Below are 23,438 nucleotides of genomic sequence, written 5' to 3' on the forward strand. Positions count from 1 at the left end.
GACTGACGTCGCTCCCACAGTGGCGGGGCAATGGGCAAATACCGTCATCCCCGCGCAGGGGGGGATCCAGTGTCTTTGCCCTTGAAGGCTTGAAGTCGCCGGGTCCCCGCCTGCGCGGGGACGACGGTAGAAGGGAGTGGCCTCAACCGGTGTTCTGCACGCCCTGCGAGACGCCGTTGATGCTGGCCACCAGTGCGCGCAACAGCGCCTCGTCCTCGCGGCCGGACTCGCGCCAGCGCCGCAGCAGGTCCACCTGGATCACGCTGATCGGATCGACGTAGGGGTTGCGCAGGCGGATCGACAGCGACAGCCGCGGGTCGTGCTGGAGCAGCGATTGCTGGTCGTTCAGCGCCAGCAGCCAGTGCCGGGTCAGCGCCAGCTCGCGCTGGATGCGCGGGAAGAACGCCTCGTGCAGCGGCCCGGCCAGGCGCGAGAACATCTCGGCGATGTTGAGGTCGCCCTTGGACAGCACCATCGCCACGTCGTCGAGGAAGGTCCTGAAGAACGGCCAGTCGCGCGCCATCTCGTGCAGCGCCGCCGCGTGGCCGGCGTCCACCGCCGCCTGCAGGCCGCTGCCGACGCCGTACCAGCCGGGGATGACCGCGCGCGCCTGGCTCCAGGCGAACACCCACGGGATCGCGCGCAGGTTGGACAGCGCCGCGTCCTGGCCCAGCAGGCGCGACGGCCGCGAGCCCAGCGTCATCCGCTCGATCACGTCGATCGGCGTGGCCTGGCGGAAGTAGTCCATGAAGCCCTCGGCCTCGACGAAGGCGCGATAGGCGCGCGTGCTGTCGCCGGCCACCTGCTCCATCACCTCGCGCCACTGCGGTTCGCGCGGTTCCGGCGGGCGCGGGCGCAGGCTCGACAGCAGCACCGCGCCGGTGGTCTGCTCCAGCGATCGCAGCGCCAGCGCGCGGATGCCGTACTTGCGGTGGATCACCTCGCCCTGCTCGGTCACCCGCAGGCGGCCGTCGACGCTGCCGCGCGGCGCGGCGTCGATCGCGCGCGTGGTCTTGGTGCCGCCGCGGATGATCGATCCGCCGCGGCCGTGGAAGAAGGTCAGCTTGATGCCCAGCTCCTGCGCGGCCTGCATCAGCTCGAACTGGCCGCGTTGCAGGCCCCAGCGCGAGGCGGCGATGCCGCCGTCCTTGCCGCTGTCCGAATAGCCCAGCATCACCATCTGCACGCCGCCGCGCGCGGCAAGGTGGCGGCGGTAGACCGGATCGGTGGCCAGGTCGCGCAGCGTGTCCGGGCCGTGGCGCAGGTCGTCGATGGTCTCGAACAGCGGCGCGATGTCCAGCGGCACCTGGCCGTCCCCGTCCACCAGCCCGCCGCGGCGCGCCAGCGCCAGTACGGTCAGCACGTCGGCGCGGTCGTGCGCCATGCTGACGATGTAGGCGCCGAGCGCATCGGCGCCGTGGCGGCGGAGCGCATCGGCCAAGGCGGCGAACACCGCGTCGAGGCGCCGGTTGCCCTCGTCCGCGGCCTCCGGCAACGCGCGTTCGCCGGAGGCGTAGGGCGCCAGCAGCGCGGCGCGCTCGGCCGCCTCGCGCGTTTCCCAGCGCGCGTCGCCCAGCGCCTCGGCCAGCGCGCGCGCGTGCACGCCCGACTCTTGGCGCACGTCCAACCGCGCCAGGTGGAAGCCGAAGCTGCGCACGCGCCAGGCCAGCCGGCGCACCGCGAACCAACCGGCATGCACGCCGCGGTTCGCCGCCAGGCTGTGCAGGATCAGGTCGACGTCGTGGGCGAATTCCTCCGGCCCGGCGTAGCCTTCCGGCCGGTTCTCCAGCGTGGCGTGCAGGCGCGCGCGCATCAGGTCGTTGAGCAGGCGGTACGGCATGTCGCCGTGGCGCGGCCGCGACTGCGCGGCGGCACGCGGCAGCAGCGCGCGGTATTCCTCCACCCGCGCCAGCACCTGCGGCGAGACGCCGACCATCGGCACGGTCTGGCTCAGCAGCGTGGTGAGCTGCCGCAGTTCCTTCAGGTAGCGCGCCAGGATCGCGTCGCGCTGCGCGGCGAGCGTGGCGGCGACGGTGGCGGCGTCGACGTTGGGATTGCCGTCCATGTCGCCGCCGACCCAGGTGCCGAAGCGCAGCAGCCGCGGCAGGTGCGAGGTGACCTGCGGCGCGTCGCCCCAAGTGGCGGTGATCGCGCTTTCCAGCGTCTCGTACAGCACCGGCATCACCCGGTACAGCACTTCGATGAGGTAGAAGCCGACGTGCTCGCGCTCGTCCTCCACGCCGGGGCGCACCGGCGAGGAGTCGGCGGTCTGCCAGGTCGAGGTCAGCGCCATGCGGAAGCGCGCGATGTCCGAGGCGCGTTCGCCCGGCGTGCGCTGGCCGTCCAGGTCGCTGATCAGGCTGGCGACCATCAGTTGCTCCTTCTCCAGCAGCGCGCGCCGCACCGCCTCGGTCGGATGCGCGGTGAACACCGGCTCGATGTCCACCCGCGGCAGCCACGCGGCCAGTTCGTCGAGGGTCACGCCCTGCGCCTCGAGCCTGCGCAGCGTGTCCTCCAGCCCTTCCGGCTGCGGCTTGCCGCTGCCGGCGCGCTGGTAGTCGCGGCGGCGGCGGATGCGGTGCACGCGCTCGGCGATGTTGACCACCTGGAAGTAGGTGCTGAAGGCGCGGATCAGCGCCTCAGCGCGCGCCGGCGCCAGGCCGTCGAGCAGCGAGGCCAGCGTGTGCAGCGGTTCGTCGTTCTGCCGGCGCGCGATCGCGGCCATGCGCACCTTCTCGACCTCGTCGAGGAACTCCGGCGAAACCTGCTCGGCCAGCATGTCGCCGACCAGCGCGCCGAGCCGGCGCACGTCGTCGCGCAGCGGCAGATCAGGCGCGGCGAATTCGAGGGTGCTGCGGTACTGGTTCATCGGCGCGCAACGGTCCGGAAGGCGGGAATCCCAAGCCTAACCGAACCGCGGCGCGTATTGTTGCACTGCGCCATCGAGGCGATGGCGGATGTCGCGGAGACAGGCCACGACAGCGCCGCAGCGGCTGCCGTGGTCTGCGATTGGCCTTATTTCGCCGCGGATTTCGCCGCCGGTTTTGCCGGCGCCGCGCGGCCGGGGCCGAGGTGCTGCTGCAGCCAGGCGTCGGTCTCGGCCAGCATGTGCAGGATCGATTCGCGCGCGCGGTAGCCGTGGCTTTCCTTCGGCAGCATCACCAGCCGCGCGTTGCCGCCCAGGCCCTTGATCGCGGCGAACATGCGCTCGCTCTGGACCGGGAAGGTGCCGGAGTTGTTGTCCTCCTCGCCGTGGATCAGCAGCAGCGCGTCCTTGATGCGATCGGCGTGGTCGAACGGCGACATCTGCCGGTAGGTGTCGGCGGCCTGCCAGTAGTTGCGCTCCTCGGCCTGGAAGCCGAACGGCGTCAGCGTGCGGTTGTAGGCGCCGCTGCGCGCGATGCCGGCCTTGAACAGGCGCGTGTGCGCGAGCAGGTTGGCGGTCATGAACGCGCCGTAGGAATGCCCGCCGACGGCGATGCGATCGCGATCGGCCACGCCGCGGCGCACCACCTCGTCCACCGCCGCCTGCGCGCTGGCGACCAGTTGGGTCACGTAGGTGTCGTTGGGCTCGGCATCGCCCTCGCCGACGATCGGCATCGACGGATCGTTGAGCACGGCGTAGCCGCGCGCCAGGAACGCCTCCGGTCCCCAGTAGCCGACCGAATTGAAGCGGTACGGCGAATCGGTGACCTGGCTGGCGGCGTCGGCCGACTTGAACTCGCCCGGGTAGGCCCACATCAGCAGCGGCAGCGGGCCGTCGCGCTTGGCGTCATAGCCCGGCGGCAGCAGCAGCGTGGCGGTCAGCTCGACGCCGTCGCTGCGCTTGTAGCGGATCTGCTCCTTGCTGACGCCCTTGAGCTGCGGGGTCGGGTGCGGGAAGCGGGTCAGCGCGCGCAGCTCGCCGTCGCCTTCGCGCACATGGAAGTTGCGCGGTTCGTCGGGCGACTCGCGCGACACCAGCAGGCGTCGGCCCTCGGTGTCGAGCATCGAGGGCGATTCGTAGTACGGCGCCTGCGAATGGAACAGCCGCTCGCGCTTGCCGTCGGACAGGCTCACCTTGTCGAGGAAGGGGCGATCGCCCTCCGGCGAGGCGCCGGCGCCGACGCGGAACACGCTGTCCTCGCCGGCGATCAGCAGCCGCGACTGCCCGCGCTCGTCGAGCCGGGTGACCGGCGAGCCCGGATCGGCGTAGCGATCCTCGAAGGAACCCTCGCGGATCTTCTGCGGCGCGCGCGCCAGGTCGTCGGGCGCGATGCGCCATTCGCGCACCTGCCGGGTCTTCCACCAGTACTCGGTCAGCAGCGCCAGATCGCCGCGGCCCCAGTAGATGCCGCCGTAGCGCATGCCCAGCTGCGCCAGCGTCACCGGCGGCCGCTCGAACGGCGCGGCCTGCATGAACACCGCGTCGCGGATCGCCGCCTCGCGCGCCGGATCGCCGCCGTCCTGCGCCTCGGCCCAGACCAGCGTGGCCGGTGCATCGCTGCGCCACTCGATCGCGCGCACGCCGGTGCGCACCGCGTCGTTGCCGGTGGGCAGGCCCTCGATCAGCGGGATCTTCGCCACCTCGTGCACCAGCCTGCCCTGCGTGTCGATCACCTCGATGCGGCGCGGGAAGCTGCCCATCGGCACCAGGTACGAGAACGGGCGCTCGATGCGCTGGAGCAGGATGTAGCGGCCGTCGGGCGAGGCATCCAGCCCCAGCGACAGCACCGGCGTTCCCAGCGCGGTGACGTTGCCGGCCAGATCGACCAGCGCGGGCTGCGATTTCAGGTAGTGCTCGAACAAGCGCGCATCGTCCTCGTTGCGCAGCAGATCCTGGTAGGTGCGCAACTGCCTGACCACGCCGCTGGCAGCGGTCTGCTGGATGTTCGGCCCGGACGGCACCAGGTTCGGCGCGGGCGGGTTCGCCGCGTCCTCGGGCTGCAACTGCACCAGCAGCTGGCGGCTGTCGGGCATCCAGCCGAAACCGCTGCCGGCGACCGTGTTGAGCTGGCGCTCCAGCAGCAGGCGCGCCTGCCGCGTGGCCACGTCCATGATCCACAGCTCGTTGCGCCCGCTGCGGGTGTCGATGTGGTTGAAGGCATAGTGGCGCTGATCCGGCGACCAGCGCCCGCCGGCGACCGCCAGCGGCTCGGGCAGACCGGCGATGGCGTGCTCCTTGCCACTGGCGACGTCCATCAGCGACAGGCCGGTGCCGAACGAGAAACGGCTCTGCGAGCGGGTGCGCGGGTGGATGCGCAGGCCGGCCAGCTTGAGCTCGGGCTGGGCGACGATGTCGATGCCCGGCAGCACCGGCGTCTGGGTCAGCACGATCAGGTCCCGGCGCGGGCTGAGCGAGATCTGCGGCGGGCGCGGCGCATCGACCAGCGCCTGCAGCTCCGGTGGCGGCAACCGGTAGCCGGCATCGGCAGCAGCGGCCGGCGCGGGCGGCGGCGCCGGGGTCCGGCTCCAGGCGACCGGCGCCAGCAACAACGAGAACAACAACGGCCACGACAACAGGTGCTTGCGCATCCCGGACAACTCCCCTTTCGGAACGAAGCCGGCAGGATAGCGTCACCGGTGCGGGCCTGCCCATTCATCCCTCCATCGCGAAGCAGGGATATAATGCGCGCCGTTTCGCCGAGGGGCGCTGCGACCATCCGTATCCGCCGGCAGGCGCTGCGGCCGGCCAGGCTCGGCGCGATCTTCAAGCGACAACGGCGCCCGGCGAACGCGAGATTTCTCGCCATTGACCGGAGCACCCGAATGAACGCATTGCCCAGGACCTTCTCCACCGAAGGCGACTACAAGGTCGCCGACATCTCGCTGGCCGACTGGGGCCGCAAGGAAATCGACATCGCCGAGCACGAGATGCCCGGCCTGATGTCGATCCGCCGCAAGCATGCCGCCACCGCGCCGCTGAAGGGCGTGCGGGTGACCGGCTCGCTGCACATGACCATCCAGACCGCGGTGCTGATCGAGACGCTGAAGGACATCGGCGCCGACGTGCGCTGGGCCTCGTGCAACATCTTCTCGACCCAAGACCACGCCGCGGCCGCCATCGCCGCCACCGGCACGCCGGTGTTCGCCTGGAAGGGCGAGACGCTGGAGGAATACTGGGACTGCACGCTCGACGCGCTGACCTTCACCCTGGCCGACGGCACCCTGACCGGCCCGGAGCTGGTGGTGGACGACGGCGGCGACGTGACCCTGCTGATCCACAAGGGCTACGAGCTAGAGAACGGCAGCGACTGGGTGAACACCCCGTCGGGCAACCACGAGGAGCAGGTGATCAAGAACCTGCTCAAGCGCGTGGCGGCCGAGCGCCCGGGCTACTGGGGCCGCGTGGTCAAGGACTGGAAGGGCGTGTCCGAGGAGACCACCACCGGCGTGCACCGCCTGTACCAGCTCGCCGAGGCCGGCACGCTGCTGGTGCCGGCGATCAACGTCAACGACTCGGTCACCAAGAGCAAGTTCGACAACCTGTACGGCTGCCGCGAATCGCTGGCCGACGGCCTGAAGCGCGCGATGGACGTGATGCTGGCCGGCAAGGTCGCGGTGGTGTGCGGCTACGGCGACGTCGGCAAGGGCTCGGCGCACTCGCTGCGCGCCTACGGCGCCCGCGTCGTGGTCACCGAGATCGATCCGATCTGCGCGCTGCAGGCGGCGATGGAGGGCTTCGAGGTCGCCACCGTCGAGGACACCCTGGGCACCGGCGACATCTACGTCACCACCACCGGCAACAAGGACATCATCACCCTCGAGCACATGAAGGCGATGAAGGACCAGGCCATCGTCTGCAACATCGGCCACTTCGACAACGAGATCCAGGTCGATGCGCTGTACGCCTCCGGCGCAACCCGCACCAACATCAAGCCGCAGGTGGACAAGTTCACCTTCGCCGGCGGCAACAGCATCTTCCTGCTGGCCGAGGGCCGCCTGGTCAACCTGGGCTGCGCGACCGGCCACCCATCGTTCGTGATGTCCAACAGCTTCTCCAACCAGACCCTGGCGCAGATCGACCTGTGGGCCAACAAGGACGCCTACGAGAAGACCGTCTACCGCCTGCCCAAGCAGCTGGACGAGGAAGTGGCGCGGCTGCACCTGGAGAAGATCGGCGTCAGGCTGACCAAGCTCACCCCGGCTCAGGCCGACTACCTCGGCGTGCCGGTGGAAGGCCCGTACAAGCCCGAGCACTACCGCTACTGATGCGACCGCGACGGGAACCCCTGCACGCGGGTTCCCGTCGCGCCCCGCATCGCTATTCCCACAGCCGCCTGACCGTCGCCATCGCGAACCGGCACTGGCTGAAGGGAACCGCGTCGATGATGGCGTGCAGGGGATCCTGCGGATCGCGCGACACCGGCCGGGTGCGCGCCACCCCATCCATCCCGACCACCGACTTGATCTTCGGTGCCGTCGCATGCCCGCTGCGGCGGACCACGACGGCGATCTCGCCGTTGGCCAGCCTGACCAGCCCGCCCGGCGGGTAGACGCCCACCGCCTTGATCAGGACGGCGGCCAGTTCCGGATCGACGAGCCGGCCGCGCTCGAGGAAGATCCTGCGCAGGGCATCCTTGGCGTTGAGCGCCTCGCGGTGCGCGCGCGGCCGGATCATCGCCGAGTAGATGTCGGCCACCGCCAGGATGCGCGCCGCCCAGCTGATGTCATCGCCGCGCAGCCCGCGCGGATAGCCGCTGCCGTCGATGCGCTCGTGGTGCGAGTGGACGATGTCCAGCCACGCCGTGTCCGTAACGCCCGCATTCCTCAACAGGTCCACCGCCCCGGCGGAGTGCGCGCGCAGTTCGCGCCGCTGCGCCTGGCTCAACGGCTCGGCCTGCCGGTTCAGCACTGGGTTCAACACGTGCATGCCGATGTCGTAGGTCAGCGCGGCGGCACTGATCGCCGCGCGCGCCGCCGCCTCCGGTTCGACCCAGGACGCCATCAGCTCGCACAGGACGCAAACGTGCAGCATGCGCTCGGCATGGCTGCCCTCCTCGCAGCCGAGGTAGAAGGCGGCCAGCATGCCGTCGGGCTCGCGGCGGTAGCTGGCCAGTAGCCGCCCGGCGAGCGCGTGGACCGCGGCAGCGCCGTCGCGCTGGCGGCCGTTGAGCAGGTTCTCGTGCAGCGCGTTCAGCTCGATCGACAACGCCGCCACCCGGTCGAAGACCGACGGCGCCGGCGGTTCCTGCATGTCGGCGGCATGCCTTGCGGCCTCGCCGCCCTCGTCGGCATCGCGCAGGCCGCGCTCGAGCAGGCGCACCAGGATGGAATCGGAAGCCACCACCACGCCCTTGGAAAGCAGCTTGCCGCCGTGGCAGTCGTAGATGTTCCACGGGATCTCCTTCCCGATCTGGATATCCGACTTGTTCAAGGGCACCAACCGCATGTGCCACCCCCCGGCAGGGGCCATTCCCCCGAATCGGTTATCGGCCGCGGCCCCCGCTTCCTTACCCCTGCCTTGCCCTTGCGGAGCCCGTGATGACGGCGTCGCCGCCCCGCGCCATGAGCTTGGAGGCCAGGCGTCCCCGCTTCACAACGCCAGCCGCTCGCGCAGTTCGCGCGCCTGCCGGCGCGAGACCTCCACTTCGCTGCCGTCCTTGAGCCGCAGCAGGTAGCCGTCGGCGATCGAAGGCTCCACCCCGCGCACCATGCGCAGGTTGACCAGCGTGTTGCGGTTGGCGCGGAAGAACAGCGCCGGATCCAGCCGCGCCTCCAGCGCGCTGAGGCTGCGCGCCAGCAGCGCGCTCTGGTCGCGGAACCACACCCGCGCATAGTTGCCGTCGACGACGATGCGCTGGATCTCGGCCAGGGCGACGAACCAGCAGCGCTCGCCGTCGCGCAGGAACACCTGGTCCTCGGCCCCCAGCATCCCGCGCGGCGGCGGCTGGCCGGCAGCGGCGTCGGCAGCATCGTCCTGCTGCACGCGCTGGCGCGCGCGCTCCAGCGCCGCGCACAGGCGTTCCGGCGCGACCGGCTTGACCAGGTAGTCGAGCGCGTTGGCCTCGAACGCGCGCACGGCATACTGGTCGTAGGCGGTGGTGAACACCACCGCCGGCGCGCGCTCCAGCCCTTCCAGCACGTCGAAGCCGCTGCCCGACGGCATCTGGATGTCCAGCAGCACCAGGTCCGGATGCAGCCGCGCGATCGCCTCGCGCGCGGCCGGCACGTCGTCGGCCTCGCCCACGCACTGCACGGCGGGCAGTTCGGCCAGCATCGTGCGCAGTTCCTGCCGGGCCAGCCGGGCGTCGTCGACGATCAGCACGCGCAGCGTGTTCATTGCGGTATCTCCAGGCATGCCAGCACCTGCGTCCCCTGCTGCCGCAGTTCGAAGCGGCCGGGCCGCTCGCTGCGCGCCAGCCGCTCGCGCAGGTAGGCCAGGCCGACGCCGTGCCCGGCCGATTCGCCGCGCCCGATGCGCCCCGGGTTGCCCACCTCCACGCGCAGCGTGCGCGCCTCCAGGGCGATGCGCAGGGTCAGTTCGCCGCCGCCGGGAGTGACCGCGATGCCGTGCTTGATCGCGTTCTCGACCAGCAGTTGCAGCGCCATCGGCGGTATCAACGCCGTCCTCACCGCGTCGTCCCATTCGCGGCGCACGCGCAGGCGCTGCTCGTAGTGGATCTGCTCGATCGCCAGGTAGTCCTCCACCACCTGCAACTCGTCCGCCAGCGGCACCCATTCCTGCGCGTTGTGCTCCAGCGCATGCCGCAGCGTGCTGGACAGCCGGGTCACCATCTCCCGCGCGCGCGCCGGATCCTCGTTGATCAGCGCGCGCAGGTTGTTGAGCGCGTTGAAGACGAAGTGCGGGTTGAGCCGCGCGCGCAGCGCGTCGCGTTCCAGCGCATGGCGCTCCGACTCGGCCTTCAGCCGCGCCAGCTCGCTCTGCCGCGCCCGTCGCAGCGAGCGCCAGCCGGCCCAGCCGGCCGCCCACAGGCCGAGCACGATCGCGGTGTTGACCCAGTAGCCGAACGCGGCGGAAGGCCGGTAGTCGGCGCGCCCGCCCGGCAGTTCGACCCAGCCCAGCCCGATCATCGGCACCAGCAGCAGCGCCAGCAGGAGCTGGGTGGCGGTGGCGCCGGCCAGCACGCCACCGCACAGGCGCAGCGCCAGCGCCAGGCCGTCGCGCTGCAACCAGCCGTGGCGCAGCGCGCGCCACCGCAGCAGGCCGCTGGACAGGCACAGCAGCGCGCCCAGCATCACGCTGATCGCCACCATGCCCGAGTACCAGCCGAAGAAGGTCGCGCCGAGGAACAGGTTGAAGGCGACGTAGACGGCCCAGACCGCGGTGTTGATCGCCCAGAACCGGCGCTGCTGCCTGTCGATGTCGGTGTCCAATCCCGTTCCTCCCCGGATGGGCGCGGGCGTCAGCGCGTCGCCGGCAGCGCGAGGAATTCGCGCACCTGCGCCTGCAGCCACTGCGGGTCGTCCCACATCAGGAAATGGTAGCCGCTCTGGCTGACCTCGACGCGCACGCCTTCCAGCCCGGCGTACTGGGTGCGGAAGATGGCTGTGGTCGACTCCAGGGTGGCGCCGTGCGGCGCATAGGCCGCCCATGCGCCCAGCACCAGGGTCGGCGAGCGGATGGCGGCGATCTCGCCGCGCAGATCGGTGGTCATCAGTTCGTACATCGCCTGTGCGGTGGTGGCGCGATTACTGGCCACGCTCCAATCGGCGACGGTGCCGACCCGCTCCGGCGTGCGCACCATGCTGCGCGCGACCGCGTCGGATTGGGCGCGATAGGCAGTTTCGTCGGCGGCCTGCGTCTGCGCGCGCATGCCTTCCACCATCGGCCTGACCGTCTCGACGGTGGCCGCCGGGTTCTGCGCCGCCGGCAGGAACGGCAGCGAATCGACGATGACCAGCGGCCCCACCGCCTGCGGCCGGGCGATGCCCATCTGCAAGGCCAGCACGCCGCCCAGGCTGTGGCCCATCACCGCCGGCTGGCGCAGGCCACGCGCCTGGACGTAGCGCAGCAGGCGATCGCGCATGCCTTCCAGGAAGCGCTCCTCCTTCACCGGCGGCAGGCCGGCGAAGCCGGGCAGCTGCACCATGTGGCACTGCACCTGCGGCTGCAGCGCCGCGCAGGTCTCGCGCCAGACCTCGGCGCCGCTGCTCAGGCCGGGGATCATCAGCACCGGCCTGCCCTGGCCGACCACTTCCACCGAGATGCCTTCGAACGTCTCGGCGGCGCGGCCGGAAGGCGCGGTCACCGCGGCCACCAGCAGCGCCAGCATCACGGCGGGGTTGAACTTGCGCGAACACGGGATCTTGCGGGACATCGCCATCACGTCTCTCCTTGGGTTGGACCGGAATGACGACAGATTGCCGCCCTGCGCTCCGGCGGGGCGGAAAACATGACGAGCGGCCGCGCCGGCCCGGCAGCGGCCGATGGCGGGGATGGACGGCGCCGGGGCATTAAACTTCACATCCATCGCGATAAAGAGATATTATCCATCCACTTTCCGGCCAGCCACCCGCGATGTCCAAGATCAGCTTCGAGTTCTACCCGCCTAAGACCGACGAGCAGCGCACGCAGCTGGACCGCACCGCCGAGCGGCTGAAGCGGCATGCCCCCGAGTACGTGTCCTGCACCTTCGGCGCCGGCGGCTCGACCCTGAGCTACACCTCGGAAACGGTGCGCCACCTCAAGCAGCACCACGGCTTCGACGCCGCCCCGCACCTGTCCTGCGTCGGCGGCAGCCGCGAGGAGATCCGCGAGCTGCTCAGGCTCTACCGCGCCATCGGCTGCAACCGCATCGTCGCCCTGCGCGGCGACCTGCCCTCGGGCATGGGCCATCCGGGCGACCTGCGCTACGCCTCCGATCTCATCGCCTTCATCCGCGCCGAGCACGGCGACACCTTCCGCATCGAGGTCGGCGCCTACCCGGAGACGCATCCGCAGGCCGACGACGCGCTGATCGACCTGCGTCACTTCAAGGCCAAGGTCGAGGCCGGCGCCGACGCCGCCATCACCCAGTACTTCTACAACGCCGACGCCTATTTCAGCTTCGTCGACGCGGTGCGCAGGCTGGGGGTGGAGATCCCGATCATCCCCGGCATCATGCCGATCTCCAACTTCACCCAGCTGCGGCGCTTTTCCGAGCAGTGCGGCGCGGAGATCCCGCGCTGGATCGGCAAGCGCATGCAGGCCTACGGCGACGACGTCGAATCGGTGCGCGAGTTCGGCGCCGACGTGGTGGCGTCGCTGTGCCGGCGCCTGCTGGACGGCGGCGCGCCGGCGCTGCACTTCTACACGCTCAACCTGTCGCGCCCGACCCAGGCCGTGCTCGCCCGCCTGGACGACTGAAGCGAAGGCGCCCGACAAGCCCGCCGGCCTGAACGGAGGCCGCATCCGGCGACCCGATACCCGACCTCCGTCACGCCCTGCCGATGGCGCATCCACGGCCCAGCGTTTAGGCTCGTCGGCGATGTCCGTCCTGCCCCGGCTTTTCCTCCTGCTGTGCTGCCTGTGGCCGCTTTCCGCGGCCGCGCAGGGCGTCACCCGCTGCATGAGCGCGACCGGCGAGGCGATCTACACCGACAAGCGCTGCGAGGACGTCGGCGCGACCGACCGATTGCCCTCGGCCGCCGCCGTGCAGGCCGGGGCGGTCTACCGCGCCGGCTGTTCGCGCACGCTCAGCGACCTGGTCGCGCAGATCAACGGCGCGGTCGCCGCCGGCGACGTCAACCGCCTGTCCAGCATCTACCTGTGGAACGGGGTGTCCAACGCCTCGGCCAACCGCATTCTCGACCAGTTGGAGAAGATCGTCGCGCGGCCGCTGGTGGACATCGTGCCGGTGCGGCCCCGTCCGCCGCCGGTGCTCGATCAACATGGCCAGGTCATCGACGACAACCGCGACGGCTACTACCCGCACACGCAGCCGCAGCGGCCGATCGCGCTGCGACTGGAGCAAACCCTGGCCAACGGCAGCACGCCTGCCAGCACGACGCTCGGCCTGCGCCGCAGCTACGGCTGCTTCTGGATCACCCTGTAGCCGCACCGACGTCCGCCTTCAGGCGCGGGCGGCGGCGCCGGCATCCTCGCGCGCCGGCGCGAAGCGCAGCGTCGCCACCACGCCGCGCTCGACGCCCGGCCGCACGCCGACCTGCCATTCGTACAGCATGCACAGCCGGCTGACGATCGACAGGCCGATGCCGCCGCCCTGCGAGTGGCCGGCATGGGTGCCGCGGTAGCCACGCTCGAACAGCCGCGCCGCGTCCTGCGCACTCAGGCCCGGGCCGGAGTCGATCACCTCGACCGCGTCTTCCAGCAGCCGCACCACCACCTCGCCCTGCGGCGTGTACTTGACCGCGTTGCCGATCAGGTTGCCCAGCGCCACCGACAGCACGGTCTCCGGTGCGTCGACCTTCAGCCCGGCCACGCCCTCCATCCGCAGTTCCAGCGGCTTGCCGCCGATCTGCGCGCGATGGCTGTCCAGCAGTTGCTCGACCACGCGCGCGACATCGGTGTTGCCGTGCCCGCGCTCGTTGCGCGAGAGCATCAGCAGCGCGCTGATGAGATCGGTGCACTGCTGCTCGGCGCGCTGGATGCGCTGGATGCGCGCGCGGCTCTTGTCGTCCAGGTCCGGGCGCGACAGCATCAGTTCGACCGAGCCGCGGATCACCGCCAGCGGCGTGCGCAGTTCGTGGCTGACGTCGGCGTTGAACTCGCGGTCGCGCTGCACCACCTCGGTCAGCCGCTCGGCATAGTCGTCCAGCGCCCTGGCCAGCTCGCCGACCTCGTCCTCGGGGAAATGCGGCGCCAGCGGCCGCGGGTTGCTGCTGCCGCGATAGGCGCGCAGGCGCGAGGCCAGCTCGGACACCGGGCTCATCACCCGCGAGGCCGACCACCAGCCCACCACCAGCGACAGGCCGCTCAGCAGCATGACCAGCACCACCAGCGCGGTCTTCAGGCGGTTCTGGCTCTCGCGTTCCTCGGCGATGTCGTAGGCCAGGAAGAACCAGTACTGCGGGTCCTTGCGTACCGCGAGCTTGTAGATGCGCTCGTCCTCGCCGGCATCGGACGCGCGCAGTTCGTGCACGCCGTCGGGCAGATCGCGCCATTCCGGCGGCACCCGGTCCAGCTTGTCGGGGCCGAACACCCGGCCCTGGATCTTCTCGAACGCCACGCCCAGCGCGTCCGGATCGCGGTAGAACCCTTCGGCGTACAGGTCGTTGTTCTTGACCAGCGTGTCGGAGATCACGCGGTTCTCGACCCGGTTCTGCACGTAGAAGGTGGCGGCCGCGATGAATGCGGACAGGAACGTGCCCAGCAGCACGAACGACAGGACGATGCGGGTGCGCAGGCGGCGGCGGAAGCGCACCGCGCGATGGGGCCGCCGGGACGGCTCAGCTGCTGGCATCGGGCGCTGCGATGCGGTAGCCGATGCCGTGGCGGGTCTGGATGTACGGCGTGTCGAACGGCTTGTCGACCACCGCGCGCAGGCCGTGGATGTGCACGCGCAGGGAATCGGAGTCCGGCAGTTCCTCGCCCCACACGCGGGTCTCCAGCTCCTGCCGGGTGACCACCGCCGGCGAGGCCTCCATCAGCGCCTGCAGGATCTTCAGCGCGGTCGGGTTGAGCTGCAGCAGCTTGCCCTGCCGGCGCACTTCCAGCGTGTCCAGGTTGTACTCCAGGTCGGCCACTTCCAGCACGCGCGTCTGCACGCCCTTGCCGCGCCGCGCCAGCGCGTTCAGGCGCACCTCGACCTCCTGCAGCGCGAATGGCTTGATCAGGTAGTCGTCGGCGCCGGAATCGAAGCCGGCCAGCTTGTTGTCCAGGGTGTCGCGCGCGGTCAGCATCAGCACCGGGGTCTGCTTGCGCGCCTCGTTGCGCAGCTTGCGGCAGACCTCCAGCCCGTCCATGCCCGGCAGGTTGAGATCCAGCACGATGGCGTCGAACTCGTGCACCACCGCCAGGTGCAGGCCGGTCACGCCGTCGGCGGCGAAATCCACGGTATGCCCGCGTTCTTCGAGGTAGTCGCCCAGGTTGGCGGCGATGTCGCTGTTGTCTTCGATGACGAGGATGCGCATCGGCGCCAGGTCTCCATGTTGTACGGGATGCCCAGCGTATTGACCGCCGGCAGAGGGGAAGGTGAATGTAGCCAGCGCCCCACGCGGCGGCAAGCCGCGCGGGCCGGTCGCGGGCGATGGCACAAAAAAGCCCAAGCGGATTGGCGCCCGCTTGGGCCAAGTAAAGCCCCGATTTACCGTATTCCGTGTTTTCCGAGGAGGAAAGACGCGAAGCTGCGGTCCGGCCAAGGCTACGCACGGCGCGATTAAACGCGCGTTAAAGACAAAGTTAAACAGGGGTGAAGGCCCCTGCCGCGCCCTGTTCAGGCCAGGCCGGCAGCATGCTCGATGATGTCGCCGGCGATGTCGCGGCCACAGACCGCCTCGATACCTTCCAGCCCGGGGGTCGAATTGACCTCCAGCACCAGCGGCCCCCGCCGCGACCGGATCAGGTCCACCCCGGCGATGCCCAGGCCCAGCACCTGCGCCGCCCGCACCGCCACCGCCTGCTCCTCCGCGCTGGCCTCGGCCGGCTCGGCGGTGCCGCCGCGGTGCAGGTTGGAGCGGAAATCGCCCTCCGGCGCCAGCCGGCGCATCGACGCCACCACCCGCCCGCCGACCACGAAGCAGCGCAGGTCCGCGCCTTCCGCCTCGGCGATGAATTCCTGCACCACGAAGTTGGCGTACAGCCCGCGCAGCGCCTCGACCACCCCGCGCGAGGCCGAGGGTTTCTCGGTCAGCATCACCCCGGCGCCCTGGGTGCCCTCGGTCAGCTTGATGACGTGCGGCGGCGGACCGAGCATCGACAGCAGGTCCACCGTGTCGTCCGGGTTGTCGCCGAACACGGTCACCGGCAGCCCGATGCCCTGCGCGGCCAGCAGCTGGTGCGCGCGCAGCTTGTCGCGCGCGCGCAGGATGGCGTCGGACGGGTTGGGGCTGTGGCTGCCCATCAGCTCGAACTGGCGCAGCACCGCGGTGCCGTAGCGGGTGACCGAAGCGCCGATGCGCGGGATCACCGCCGAATAGCCGGACACCGGCCGGCCCTTGTAGTGCATCGTGAAACCGTCCGAGGCGATGCGCATGTAGCAGCGCAGCGGATCCAGCACGCGCACGCTGTGGCCACGCGCGCGCGCCGCCTCCACCAGCCGTCGGGTCGAGTACAGCGAGCTGTTGCGCGAGAGGATGGCGAGTTTCATGCGGCGGCGTGGGGAACGAAGACCGACATGCCGCGAGGCTGCGCCATGCCGGCCGGGATGAGGGGGCGTTCACGCCGTTGGCGCAGGATCGCGGCCGGGCGGAGCGGGCGAAGGGAATCGAATTTCAACCTCAACCCATTGAGTCGGAAGGATTTCCCAAGAACCCGCGCAGCGCATGGACGGGTGGACAAGCTAGTCTAGACCAGCCACCGAAAATCCGGCAACGCACCCATTCCAGAACCCGCCATGCCTGCCCAGCCACCGCTCGTGCAGGCTGGCCGGGCAGCGCGGCTTGTCTCAACCGGTGAAACCGAACTGTTTAGAATCACGGCAACAGGGGAATTGCCAGGACAGCAATGCTTCCATCCGATCCACCGGGACAAGACGACGTCCCGCCGCTGTTCGAACGATTGCCACCCGAGCTGTTCCGCCCGCTGGCCGCCAGCAACGGCCGTCGCTACTGGATCCTGCTGTGCCGCCTGATCGATGAGATGTGGGGCGATGGAGGCCGTTCGCCGGGCGAGGAAACTCCCAGGCCGGTGGTCGTGCGCAAGATCGAAACCCTGCTGGCCGCCGACGACCCTTGGGAAGAAGAACTCGAGACGCCCCTCACCATCCGCGCGCACGAGATCGTCCGCATCCTGGCCGAATCGGGCTGGCTGAGCCAGCGCCGCCGGGGCGTGGCCGAGATGATCACCGTGCGCCCGGTCATCGCCCAGTTCTACACCGTGCTGTGCGAATTCGCCCGCCACGAGCCGGAATTCCTCGGCAGCAAGGTTCGCTCGATTTACTTCAACCTGCGCGCCGTGGCCAGTGGCGAGGCCAGCGGCGACCAGTACGCGGAAGCCGCCAAGCAGGCCAAGCAATGCATGGCCCACATCGCCAACACCGGCTGCCGCGTCCAGGACCTGATGGACGAACTGATGAAGCGCACCTCGGCGCGCGAGTTCGTCCGCGGCTTCTTCGAGGAATACGTCGAGAAGGTCTTCATCGCCGACTACAGCGAGCTGCGCACCAAGGATCACCCGCTGCAGCACCGCTCGCAGATCCTGGCCATGACCCTGCAATTCCAGCACGATGGGGAGCGGCGCGAAGCCCTGATTGCCTGGTACCAGGAAAAGAAGGCGGGCGGCGACCGCATCCGCGCCGAGTTCCTGTACGAACGCGACACCCGCCTGTTGATGCGCCTGAAGGACGTGGACGGACAGTTGCAGAGGCTGGACGAAGAAATCCGCGACGCCAACCAGCGCGCCATTTCCTTCATCGAATACAAGATGCGCGCCCCCAGGCAGCTGGACAAGCTGCTGGCGCGCGCCTTGCAGGCCACCGACCGGCTGGACGAAGGCCACGTGGCGCTGCCCGCTGCTTCCGGCTTCCGGCATGCCGGCCAGGAACTGCTGGCCAAGCCGCGCACGGCGGGCAGGCCGGCCGTGGCCACGGCAGTGGAGAAACGCCCGCCGACCCTGCAGGAACTGGCCCTGGAGCAGTTGCGCAAGCGCATGGCCGACAACCGCCTGGTGGACAGGGTGAAGCTGGCCAACTACGTGGCGCGCCACCTGGGCCAGCGCGCGGCCGTCACTTCCGACGAACTGGGCATCGATTCGATCAACGACCTGTGCTGCTACCAGCGCCTGTTGCTGATCGCCGCGCACGACGCCTGCCCGCCCTCGCAGCGCCGCTCCGACCCGCAGCTGCAGATGCTCAAAGGCGTGCGCATCGAGTTCCTGCCCGAAGGCACGACCCGCAACCCCTACCTCGAACATCCTCGGTTCCACATCCAACGCGAGCGCGCCCGATGAGCCACTGGGAACGACTGGCCGCCCAAAGCCAGACCCATGACGAAAGCGATTACCAGAAGGCCGGCTACCGGCTGATCATGGAGCAGGTGCTGTATGCCAGCGATGCGCGCAGCCGCATCGCCTACGAGCTGATCGTCAGGCATCGCAAGGAATACGACACCCTGCTCGCCCAGATCGGCATGACCATCACCCATAACCCACACATGGGCTACGTGGTGGCCACGCCCGGCCAGTACGTCGCCGAGAAGATGCGCCTGGCCGAAACCCGCCTGGCGCTGGTGCTGCGCCGCCTGTACGACGACAAGATGCACGCCACCGAGATCGTCGCCGGCGAGGCCTTCGTCGACATGATCGAACTCGAACGCGCCTACAAGGACCTGCTCAACCGCGAGCTGCCAGCGAGGACCCTGCTCGAAGAACAGTTGCAGGCGATGAAGCGCTACGGCATCGCCCGCCTGGAAGACACCCGCGACGAGCAGCGCCTCCAGGTGGCCATCCGCCCGGGCATCGTCGATGTCCTGGGCGAAACCGCCCTGCTGCAACTGGCCGCGCACGCCGACACGCCGGAAGAGGAAGACGCCGATGAAGCAGCTTGAAGCCCTGGGAATGGTCCAGTACTTCCTGTACGAACGCGAAGATCTGCAGCTCGGCGGCAATACCGCCTTCCTGGGTCCCAACGGCACCGGCAAGACCGCGCTGCTGGACGCCTTCCAGATCGTGCTGCTGGCCGCCGACAGCAACAAGACCCACTTCAACGCCTCCGGCGAAGGCAAGAAGCGCGCCCGCACCCTGCGCGAATACTGCCTGGGCGTGTACGGGCAGAGCGATGCCGAACGCTGCCGCACCTCGGCCAACACCTATATCGACCTGGTGTTCCGCGATCCGGAAACGGACATCCCGGTCACCGCCGGCGTATCTCTTGCGGCCAGTGCCGACGACCCGGACCACACGTTCAACAGCCTCTACATCCTGCCCGGCGTGGCGCTGGCCACCCGCGACCACGTCGATCCCGAGGCCGACAGGGAAACGATCCTGCCCTGGCGCAAGTTCCAGCACATCGCCAAGGACCTGTGCACGCTGGCCGGCACCACGCCGGTGTTCACCCAGAACCGCGAGGAGTTCCTGCGCCAGCTCTTCGTCGGCCACCTGGCCTCGCCGGGCGAACGCCCCAATACCCGCGCCATCCGCTCGGCCTTCGCCCGCTCGCTCAAGCTCAACAAGGACGTGGACGATCTCGACGAAACCCTGCGCCAGCATCTTGTCGAGCAGCGCCTGACCAACGTGAAGGGGTTCCGCACGCGCCTGGAGCAGTTCCGCGACGTGCGCGAGATGATCCGCCGCCTGGTCGATCGCATCGAACGCGCCAGCGCCGTGGCCGACCGTTACGCCCTGGTCAGGCGCGAACGCACCGCGCACGCCAACCTGAACGCACTGCGCGCACTCTATGAAACCGAACGCATCGCCGAAGAACTGGGCGAGCAACAGGACAAGGCCGACGAGCTGGGCCGGCAACGGGAAACGGCCGTGCTGGATCTCGGTCGTGCCGCGACCGAAAAGAGCCAGGCGCAGGAAGCACGCGACCGTGCCCTGCGGCTGTTGCACACAGATCCGGAATACCTGAAACAGGCCGGCGAATCCGAACGCCTGAAAGAACGGGAAGCCCGGCACGCCAGCACGCGCAAGGAACTGGACGCACTGCTGAAACTGGCGCTGGACACCGCCGTCTCGGCCGGAAGATTGCCGGCGATGGCCAACCACCAGGCCAGCTTCGAGGACGCCATCACCCAGTTGCTCGGCCTGCAGCAACAGGCCAATGCCTTGCACGCTCCCGAACCGACCGCCCTCCAGTCGGCCATGCAATCGATGGTCCAGTTGCGCAGCCTGGTCAACAAGGCCCTGTCCGCGGCCGAGCGCGACGCCGAGAAGGCCAGGGACGAACTGCGCGACGCGAAGACCGTACGGGAGCGGACGCAGCGCGGCCTCACCCCGCTGCGCCGCGAAGTGCTGGCCCTGCAGCGCCTGCTGGCCGACGCCGGCATCGGCGCCGAACCCATCTGCGACCTGGTGAAGATTGCCGACCCGCAATGGCAACCGGCATTGGAGGCCTACCTGGGCATCCACGTCGACGCCCTGCTCGTCCCCGAGGGACGCGAGCTGGACGCCATCCGCGTCTACAAGGAACACAAGGAAGCCCGCAGCATCTTCCGGGTCAAGCTCGCCCTGCCCTCGCGCGGCAGGCCGTGGATCGCCAAGGGCGGCGGCAAGTTCGCCGCGCAGCTGATCGATGGCGCGGACAAGGCCGCCGTGCGCTATCTGCAAGGCGAACTGGGCCAGCTGTCCCTGGCCAACAGCGCCGAACAACTGCAGGCCGGCGGCAAGGCGATTTCCAGCGACGGCATGGTCAGCTCCGGCGGCGGCGTGGAGCGCCTGCGCCTGTCCGCCCGCAACGAACTGCTGATCGGCCGTGGCGACAGCGACGCGCAGCGCCATGCGGCCCAGGCCGCCCATGACGATGCGCAGGCCGCGCTGGAACGCGCCGACGCACAGGTCAAGCTCATCGCTCCCATCGAGCAGCGCCTGTCCCTGTTTGCGGACATCGAAACCACCTATCCGCGACTGGAAGCCCTCTTCACCACTTCGGTGGCCGGCGGCCGCGAACTGTCCGACCTGCAGGAAGCGCTGGTTTCCACCCAGTCGGATCGGCTGACCGGCCTCAATGCCGGTTTCGAGGCCGCCAGCAGGCGGCTCGCCGAGGCGGATGCCACCGAAAACAAGCTGGTTGGCCTCCGGTCCAGGCTGGAAACCGAACTGGACAATGCAAGGAGCCGCATCGACGGCCTTGCCCAGCGACAAGGCCTGGCCATGCTGGATGAAGCCAGGACCCGCCAGCATCCGCTGTACAACGCCAACGAAGTGCAACGCCACCGCGGGCGCTACGACGAGCGTCATGGCGAGAACTGGAACGAATTGCTGCGCGCCCTGCAGGTCGCCATCCACAATGCCGAAGAGGCGGCGAAGAACCACGACCGCGAGGCCTGGGAGAAGTTCAGCTTCTACATCCGCGACTTCCAGCTGCAGAACATCGACATCGCCAGCCATCAGTGGGAACGCGCCTACAAGTTCATCCTCGAGGACAGGCAACGCCTTGAAGACCTGGAACTGGCCGAGCAGGAGGCCAGGTCGCAGGAAGCCTACGAAGCGGCGGTCAAGGTGTTCCGCACCGACGTGGCGCAAACCCTGCTGGAAGGCTTCGAGGCCATCGAAGAACAGATCAGCGGCCTCAACGACGTGTTGAAGCATGCGCCGGAATTCAGCAACGGCGAGCGCTATCGCTTCAGGTACGTCCCGGTCGAACAGCATCGCGCCCTGTATGACTTCCTCAGGCGCGTGCGCGAGCACGGCAACGCCGAGGAAGACATTTTCGGCGGCGCGGGCCAGGTGCCGGAAGAGTTCAAGGCATTGGTCGAAGGCGACGCCAGTTCCGGGCTGCTGCATGAAACCAGCCCGCTCAACGATCACCGGCGCTTCTTCAGCTACGACGTGGAGATCTTCGCCCAGAACCGATCCATCGGCTTGCTGAGCAAGCGCCTGGGGCCGGGCTCCGGTGGCGAGCACCGCACGCCGCTGTACGTCATCTTCGGCGCCGCGCTGGCGGCGGCCTATGGCAAGACCCGCGGCGGCCACGCTGGCGGCGGCATCATGCTGCTGGACGAGGCGTTCGAGAAGATGGACGCACAGAACGTACGCGCCACCGCCGACTACCTCAACGCGCTCGGCCTGCAACTGGTCATGGCCGGTCCCGAAACCGATCAGGCCAAGATGTCCTCGTTCCTGAACATCTACTACGACATGGCCCGCTACGGCTCGCGCACCGTCCAGCTGACCCGCAACATCGTCCTCGACGAAGCCCGCGAACTGCTGCAGAGCGACAACTACCTGCTGCATCCGGAGCTGGTGGAGCAGGCCATGAGCAAGATCGCGGAAACCGAGCATGCCGCTGGTTGACGAAGTCCTGGCCGACCTGCTCCGACGCGGCGAGCGGGCCCGGCTTCGTGGTTCGGATCGCGCCATCCAGACGGCTTTCACCGGCACGGACTCGGCGTATTGGCAGCAGGGCTACGAGCAGCGCCAGCATTGCCACGTACGCTTCATCGCGGCCGAGCGTGCTGGCGCCGTGGGACTGGAATGGTCCAGGCAGGGAGGCGAGGATCGCCCGCTGGAGAAAGTCCGCCTGCGCGACGTGGACAGGCTGGCAACCTTCCTCGGCACCGCCACCGCGTCCGAATCGGTGCAGGCCGCGCAGGCCATCCTGGATCCCTGGCTGGCCGGCTATCCGCGCGTTGCCGAACTGCTGGAAGCCTGGACCCGCCTGAAATCGCCGCGCGGGCTCGGCACGGACAGCGCCCGTGATTTCGCCGACGCGCTGCAGGTACTGGAAGCATTGAAGCAGGGAGGGGGCGACGACCAGATCGTCCGCGTCCTCAGCCGCCGCCTGTTCCAGGACACGAAGCGGATCGAAGCGCTTTCGCGCCACATCGACCTGCTCACCGCCGAACACCTCTCCTCCCTGGCAAGGCAGCAGGAAGAAGTGTTCGGCGAGCTGGGACTGCTCAAGGAGCCCCAGCCGTTCCTGGTGGCGGGTACAGGCAGGCTGGAACTGAGCCCATCGCAGGACTGCCCGATCGCCTGGCCATTCATCGGCGTTTCCAACCGGCACGTCGTCGGATATTCGGGAACGCCGGCCTGGGTACTGAGCATCGAGAACCTGACCACCTTCCATCTGGCCAGCCAGCATCCGGACGCAGCCGCTGGCCTGATCCTCTTCACCGGCGGCATGCCTTCTCCCAGTTGGTGCCGCGCCTACGCAAACATCCTCGATTCCCTGCCGGAATCCACTCCCGTCTATCACTGGAGCGACATCGACCAGGGCGGATTCAGGATTGCAGCCCACATCAGGAACAGGTGTATCCGTCGGCATGCCTTTCACCCCTGGCTGATGGACGTCCAGCAGCTGGATGGGACAGCGTATTCCGAAACAACCGAAGCCACCCGCACCCGCATGGCGCGGCACGCCCGCGATGCCGGCTGGGAACGGCTTTCCCAAGACCTGCCGCCACAGACCATCGAGCAGGAAGGAATCGCCATTCGTCTACCCACTTCCACGTGAGTGCGATGAAGGAACCGAAGCAGCGCCCAATCAATGGCGCCAGCCCCATTCCGGCACCATAGTCGCCGGAGAAATGGCATCGAAAGCACGGGCTGTCGGCAGACAGCCGGTCGGTCTCCAAGGGAACCTGCCGAAACGAGAAAAGGAGCCGAAGCTCCTTTTCCCTGAATCTTCCAAGGCAGTCCCGTGGAACTGCTGTGGATACTGAACTGGAGCGGGTGAAGGGAATCGAATCCAACCCCTAAGTGATTGAGTTAGAACGATTTCCCGACTGTCCAGGTG

16 protein-coding genes and 1 riboswitch are annotated in these 23,438 nt (G+C 69.1%); of the genes, 7 read left to right on the forward strand and 9 right to left on the reverse strand.

The genetic code is table 11. From position 1 onward, the window contains the following. Positions 1-142: 142 nt before the first annotated feature. On the reverse strand, positions 143-2,869 hold the full coding sequence (gene ppc, locus AAG688_RS14145) for a phosphoenolpyruvate carboxylase (protein WP_411832875.1): 2,727 nt from the start codon (positions 2,867-2,869) through the stop codon (positions 143-145). A 146-nt stretch (positions 2,870-3,015) separates the two neighbouring features. Further along, positions 3,016-5,514, reverse strand: coding sequence for a prolyl oligopeptidase family serine peptidase (locus AAG688_RS14150; RefSeq protein ID WP_411832876.1), 2,499 nt, complete (start codon positions 5,512-5,514; stop codon positions 3,016-3,018). A 104-nt stretch (positions 5,515-5,618) separates the two neighbouring features. Beyond that, positions 5,619-5,715, forward strand: a riboswitch (S-adenosyl-L-homocysteine riboswitch). A 33-nt stretch (positions 5,716-5,748) separates the two neighbouring features. Between AAG688_RS14150 and ahcY the strand changes: the two genes are divergently transcribed. Beyond that, positions 5,749-7,191 (forward strand): adenosylhomocysteinase, encoded by a 1,443-nt coding sequence (gene ahcY, locus AAG688_RS14155; RefSeq protein ID WP_411832877.1) that lies wholly within the window; start codon positions 5,749-5,751, stop codon positions 7,189-7,191. A gap of 52 nt (positions 7,192-7,243) precedes the next feature. Here the strand turns inward: ahcY and AAG688_RS14160 are convergent, their stop codons facing one another. The 4 genes from AAG688_RS14160 to AAG688_RS14175 all read right to left on the reverse strand — a co-directional run bounded on the left by AAG688_RS14160 (position 7,244) and on the right by AAG688_RS14175 (position 11,261). Further along, entirely contained in the window at positions 7,244-8,356 is a 1,113-nt protein-coding gene (locus AAG688_RS14160) for an HD-GYP domain-containing protein (RefSeq protein ID WP_411832878.1), read from the reverse strand. Between the two features lie 159 nt (positions 8,357-8,515). Next, a complete protein-coding gene (locus AAG688_RS14165) occupies positions 8,516-9,262 on the reverse strand; it encodes a LytR/AlgR family response regulator transcription factor (protein WP_411832879.1) in 747 nt (248 codons plus the stop codon). Next, positions 9,259-10,317: a sensor histidine kinase gene (locus AAG688_RS14170; protein ID WP_411832880.1), complete on the reverse strand. Its 1,059-nt coding sequence runs from the start codon at positions 10,315-10,317 to the stop codon at positions 9,259-9,261. The genes AAG688_RS14165 and AAG688_RS14170 overlap by 4 nt, the downstream gene beginning before the upstream one ends. Before the next feature lie 29 nt (positions 10,318-10,346). Further along, positions 10,347-11,261: an alpha/beta fold hydrolase gene (locus AAG688_RS14175; RefSeq protein WP_411832881.1), complete on the reverse strand. Its 915-nt coding sequence runs from the start codon at positions 11,259-11,261 to the stop codon at positions 10,347-10,349. Positions 11,262-11,461: 200 nt separating this feature from the next. Between AAG688_RS14175 and metF the strand changes: the two genes are divergently transcribed. Then, a complete protein-coding gene (gene metF, locus AAG688_RS14180; RefSeq protein ID WP_411832882.1) occupies positions 11,462-12,289 on the forward strand; it encodes a methylenetetrahydrofolate reductase [NAD(P)H] in 828 nt (275 codons plus the stop codon). Positions 12,290-12,410: 121 nt separating this feature from the next. After that, on the forward strand, positions 12,411-12,977 hold the full coding sequence (locus AAG688_RS14185; protein WP_411832883.1) for a hypothetical protein: 567 nt from the start codon (positions 12,411-12,413) through the stop codon (positions 12,975-12,977). Between the two features lie 18 nt (positions 12,978-12,995). Here AAG688_RS14185 and AAG688_RS14190 read toward each other — a convergent pair whose 3' ends face one another. The 3 genes from AAG688_RS14190 to rimK all read right to left on the reverse strand — a co-directional run bounded on the left by AAG688_RS14190 (position 12,996) and on the right by rimK (position 16,190). Beyond that, complete coding sequence (locus AAG688_RS14190) at positions 12,996-14,345, reverse strand: sensor histidine kinase (protein ID WP_411832884.1); 1,350 nt, start codon at positions 14,343-14,345, stop codon at positions 12,996-12,998. Then, complete coding sequence (locus AAG688_RS14195) at positions 14,332-15,015, reverse strand: response regulator transcription factor (RefSeq protein WP_411832885.1); 684 nt, start codon at positions 15,013-15,015, stop codon at positions 14,332-14,334. Before AAG688_RS14195 ends, AAG688_RS14190 begins: the two co-directional genes overlap by 14 nt. Positions 15,016-15,317: 302 nt before the next feature. Next, entirely contained in the window at positions 15,318-16,190 is an 873-nt protein-coding gene (gene rimK, locus AAG688_RS14200; protein WP_411832886.1) for a 30S ribosomal protein S6--L-glutamate ligase, read from the reverse strand. 356 nt (positions 16,191-16,546) lie between these two features. On the opposite strand from rimK, the gene AAG688_RS14205 reads away from it, so the two are divergent. Genes AAG688_RS14205 through AAG688_RS14220 form a run of 4 tightly spaced genes read left to right on the forward strand, consistent with a single transcriptional unit; the run spans position 16,547 to position 23,156 of the window. Next, positions 16,547-17,989 carry a Wadjet anti-phage system protein JetA family protein gene (locus AAG688_RS14205; protein WP_411832887.1) on the forward strand — a complete coding sequence of 481 codons (1,443 nt, stop codon included), beginning with the start codon at positions 16,547-16,549 and terminating at the stop codon, positions 17,987-17,989. Then, on the forward strand, positions 17,986-18,585 hold the full coding sequence (locus AAG688_RS14210) for a DUF4194 domain-containing protein (protein ID WP_411832888.1): 600 nt from the start codon (positions 17,986-17,988) through the stop codon (positions 18,583-18,585). The genes AAG688_RS14205 and AAG688_RS14210 overlap by 4 nt, the downstream gene beginning before the upstream one ends. Then, on the forward strand, positions 18,572-21,994 hold the full coding sequence (locus tag AAG688_RS14215) for an SbcC/MukB-like Walker B domain-containing protein (RefSeq protein ID WP_411832889.1): 3,423 nt from the start codon (positions 18,572-18,574) through the stop codon (positions 21,992-21,994). The genes AAG688_RS14210 and AAG688_RS14215 overlap by 14 nt, the downstream gene beginning before the upstream one ends. Continuing rightward, the gene (locus tag AAG688_RS14220; protein ID WP_411832890.1) at positions 21,981-23,156 is read left to right on the forward strand and encodes a Wadjet anti-phage system protein JetD domain-containing protein; all 1,176 of its coding nucleotides are present in this window, start codon (positions 21,981-21,983) and stop codon (positions 23,154-23,156) included. The genes AAG688_RS14215 and AAG688_RS14220 overlap by 14 nt, the downstream gene beginning before the upstream one ends. Positions 23,157-23,438 lie beyond the last annotated feature (282 nt).

It is taken from the genome of Pseudoxanthomonas mexicana, from assembly GCF_046736355.1.
GTDB lineage: Bacteria > Pseudomonadota > Gammaproteobacteria > Xanthomonadales > Xanthomonadaceae > Pseudoxanthomonas_A > Pseudoxanthomonas_A mexicana_B.

Coding starts and splice junctions, on each gene's coding strand:
- AAG688_RS14190 (WP_411832884.1), bottom strand. CDS start 14,345: ATGCCAGCAGCTGAGCCGTCCCGGCGGCCCCATCGCGCGGTGCGCTTC.
- AAG688_RS14175 (WP_411832881.1), bottom strand. CDS start 11,261: ATGTCCCGCAAGATCCCGTGTTCGCGCAAGTTCAACCCCGCCGTGATG.
- AAG688_RS14210 (WP_411832888.1), top strand. CDS start 17,986: ATGAGCCACTGGGAACGACTGGCCGCCCAAAGCCAGACCCATGACGAA.
- AAG688_RS14215 (WP_411832889.1), top strand. CDS start 18,572: ATGAAGCAGCTTGAAGCCCTGGGAATGGTCCAGTACTTCCTGTACGAA.
- AAG688_RS14150 (WP_411832876.1), bottom strand. CDS start 5,514: ATGCGCAAGCACCTGTTGTCGTGGCCGTTGTTGTTCTCGTTGTTGCTG.
- AAG688_RS14185 (WP_411832883.1), top strand. CDS start 12,411: ATGTCCGTCCTGCCCCGGCTTTTCCTCCTGCTGTGCTGCCTGTGGCCG.
- AAG688_RS14165 (WP_411832879.1), bottom strand. CDS start 9,262: ATGAACACGCTGCGCGTGCTGATCGTCGACGACGCCCGGCTGGCCCGG.
- rimK (WP_411832886.1), bottom strand. CDS start 16,190: ATGAAACTCGCCATCCTCTCGCGCAACAGCTCGCTGTACTCGACCCGA.
- AAG688_RS14220 (WP_411832890.1), top strand. CDS start 21,981: ATGCCGCTGGTTGACGAAGTCCTGGCCGACCTGCTCCGACGCGGCGAG.
- AAG688_RS14205 (WP_411832887.1), top strand. CDS start 16,547: ATGCTTCCATCCGATCCACCGGGACAAGACGACGTCCCGCCGCTGTTC.
- AAG688_RS14195 (WP_411832885.1), bottom strand. CDS start 15,015: ATGCGCATCCTCGTCATCGAAGACAACAGCGACATCGCCGCCAACCTG.
- ahcY (WP_411832877.1), top strand. CDS start 5,749: ATGAACGCATTGCCCAGGACCTTCTCCACCGAAGGCGACTACAAGGTC.
- ppc (WP_411832875.1), bottom strand. CDS start 2,869: ATGAACCAGTACCGCAGCACCCTCGAATTCGCCGCGCCTGATCTGCCG.
- metF (WP_411832882.1), top strand. CDS start 11,462: ATGTCCAAGATCAGCTTCGAGTTCTACCCGCCTAAGACCGACGAGCAG.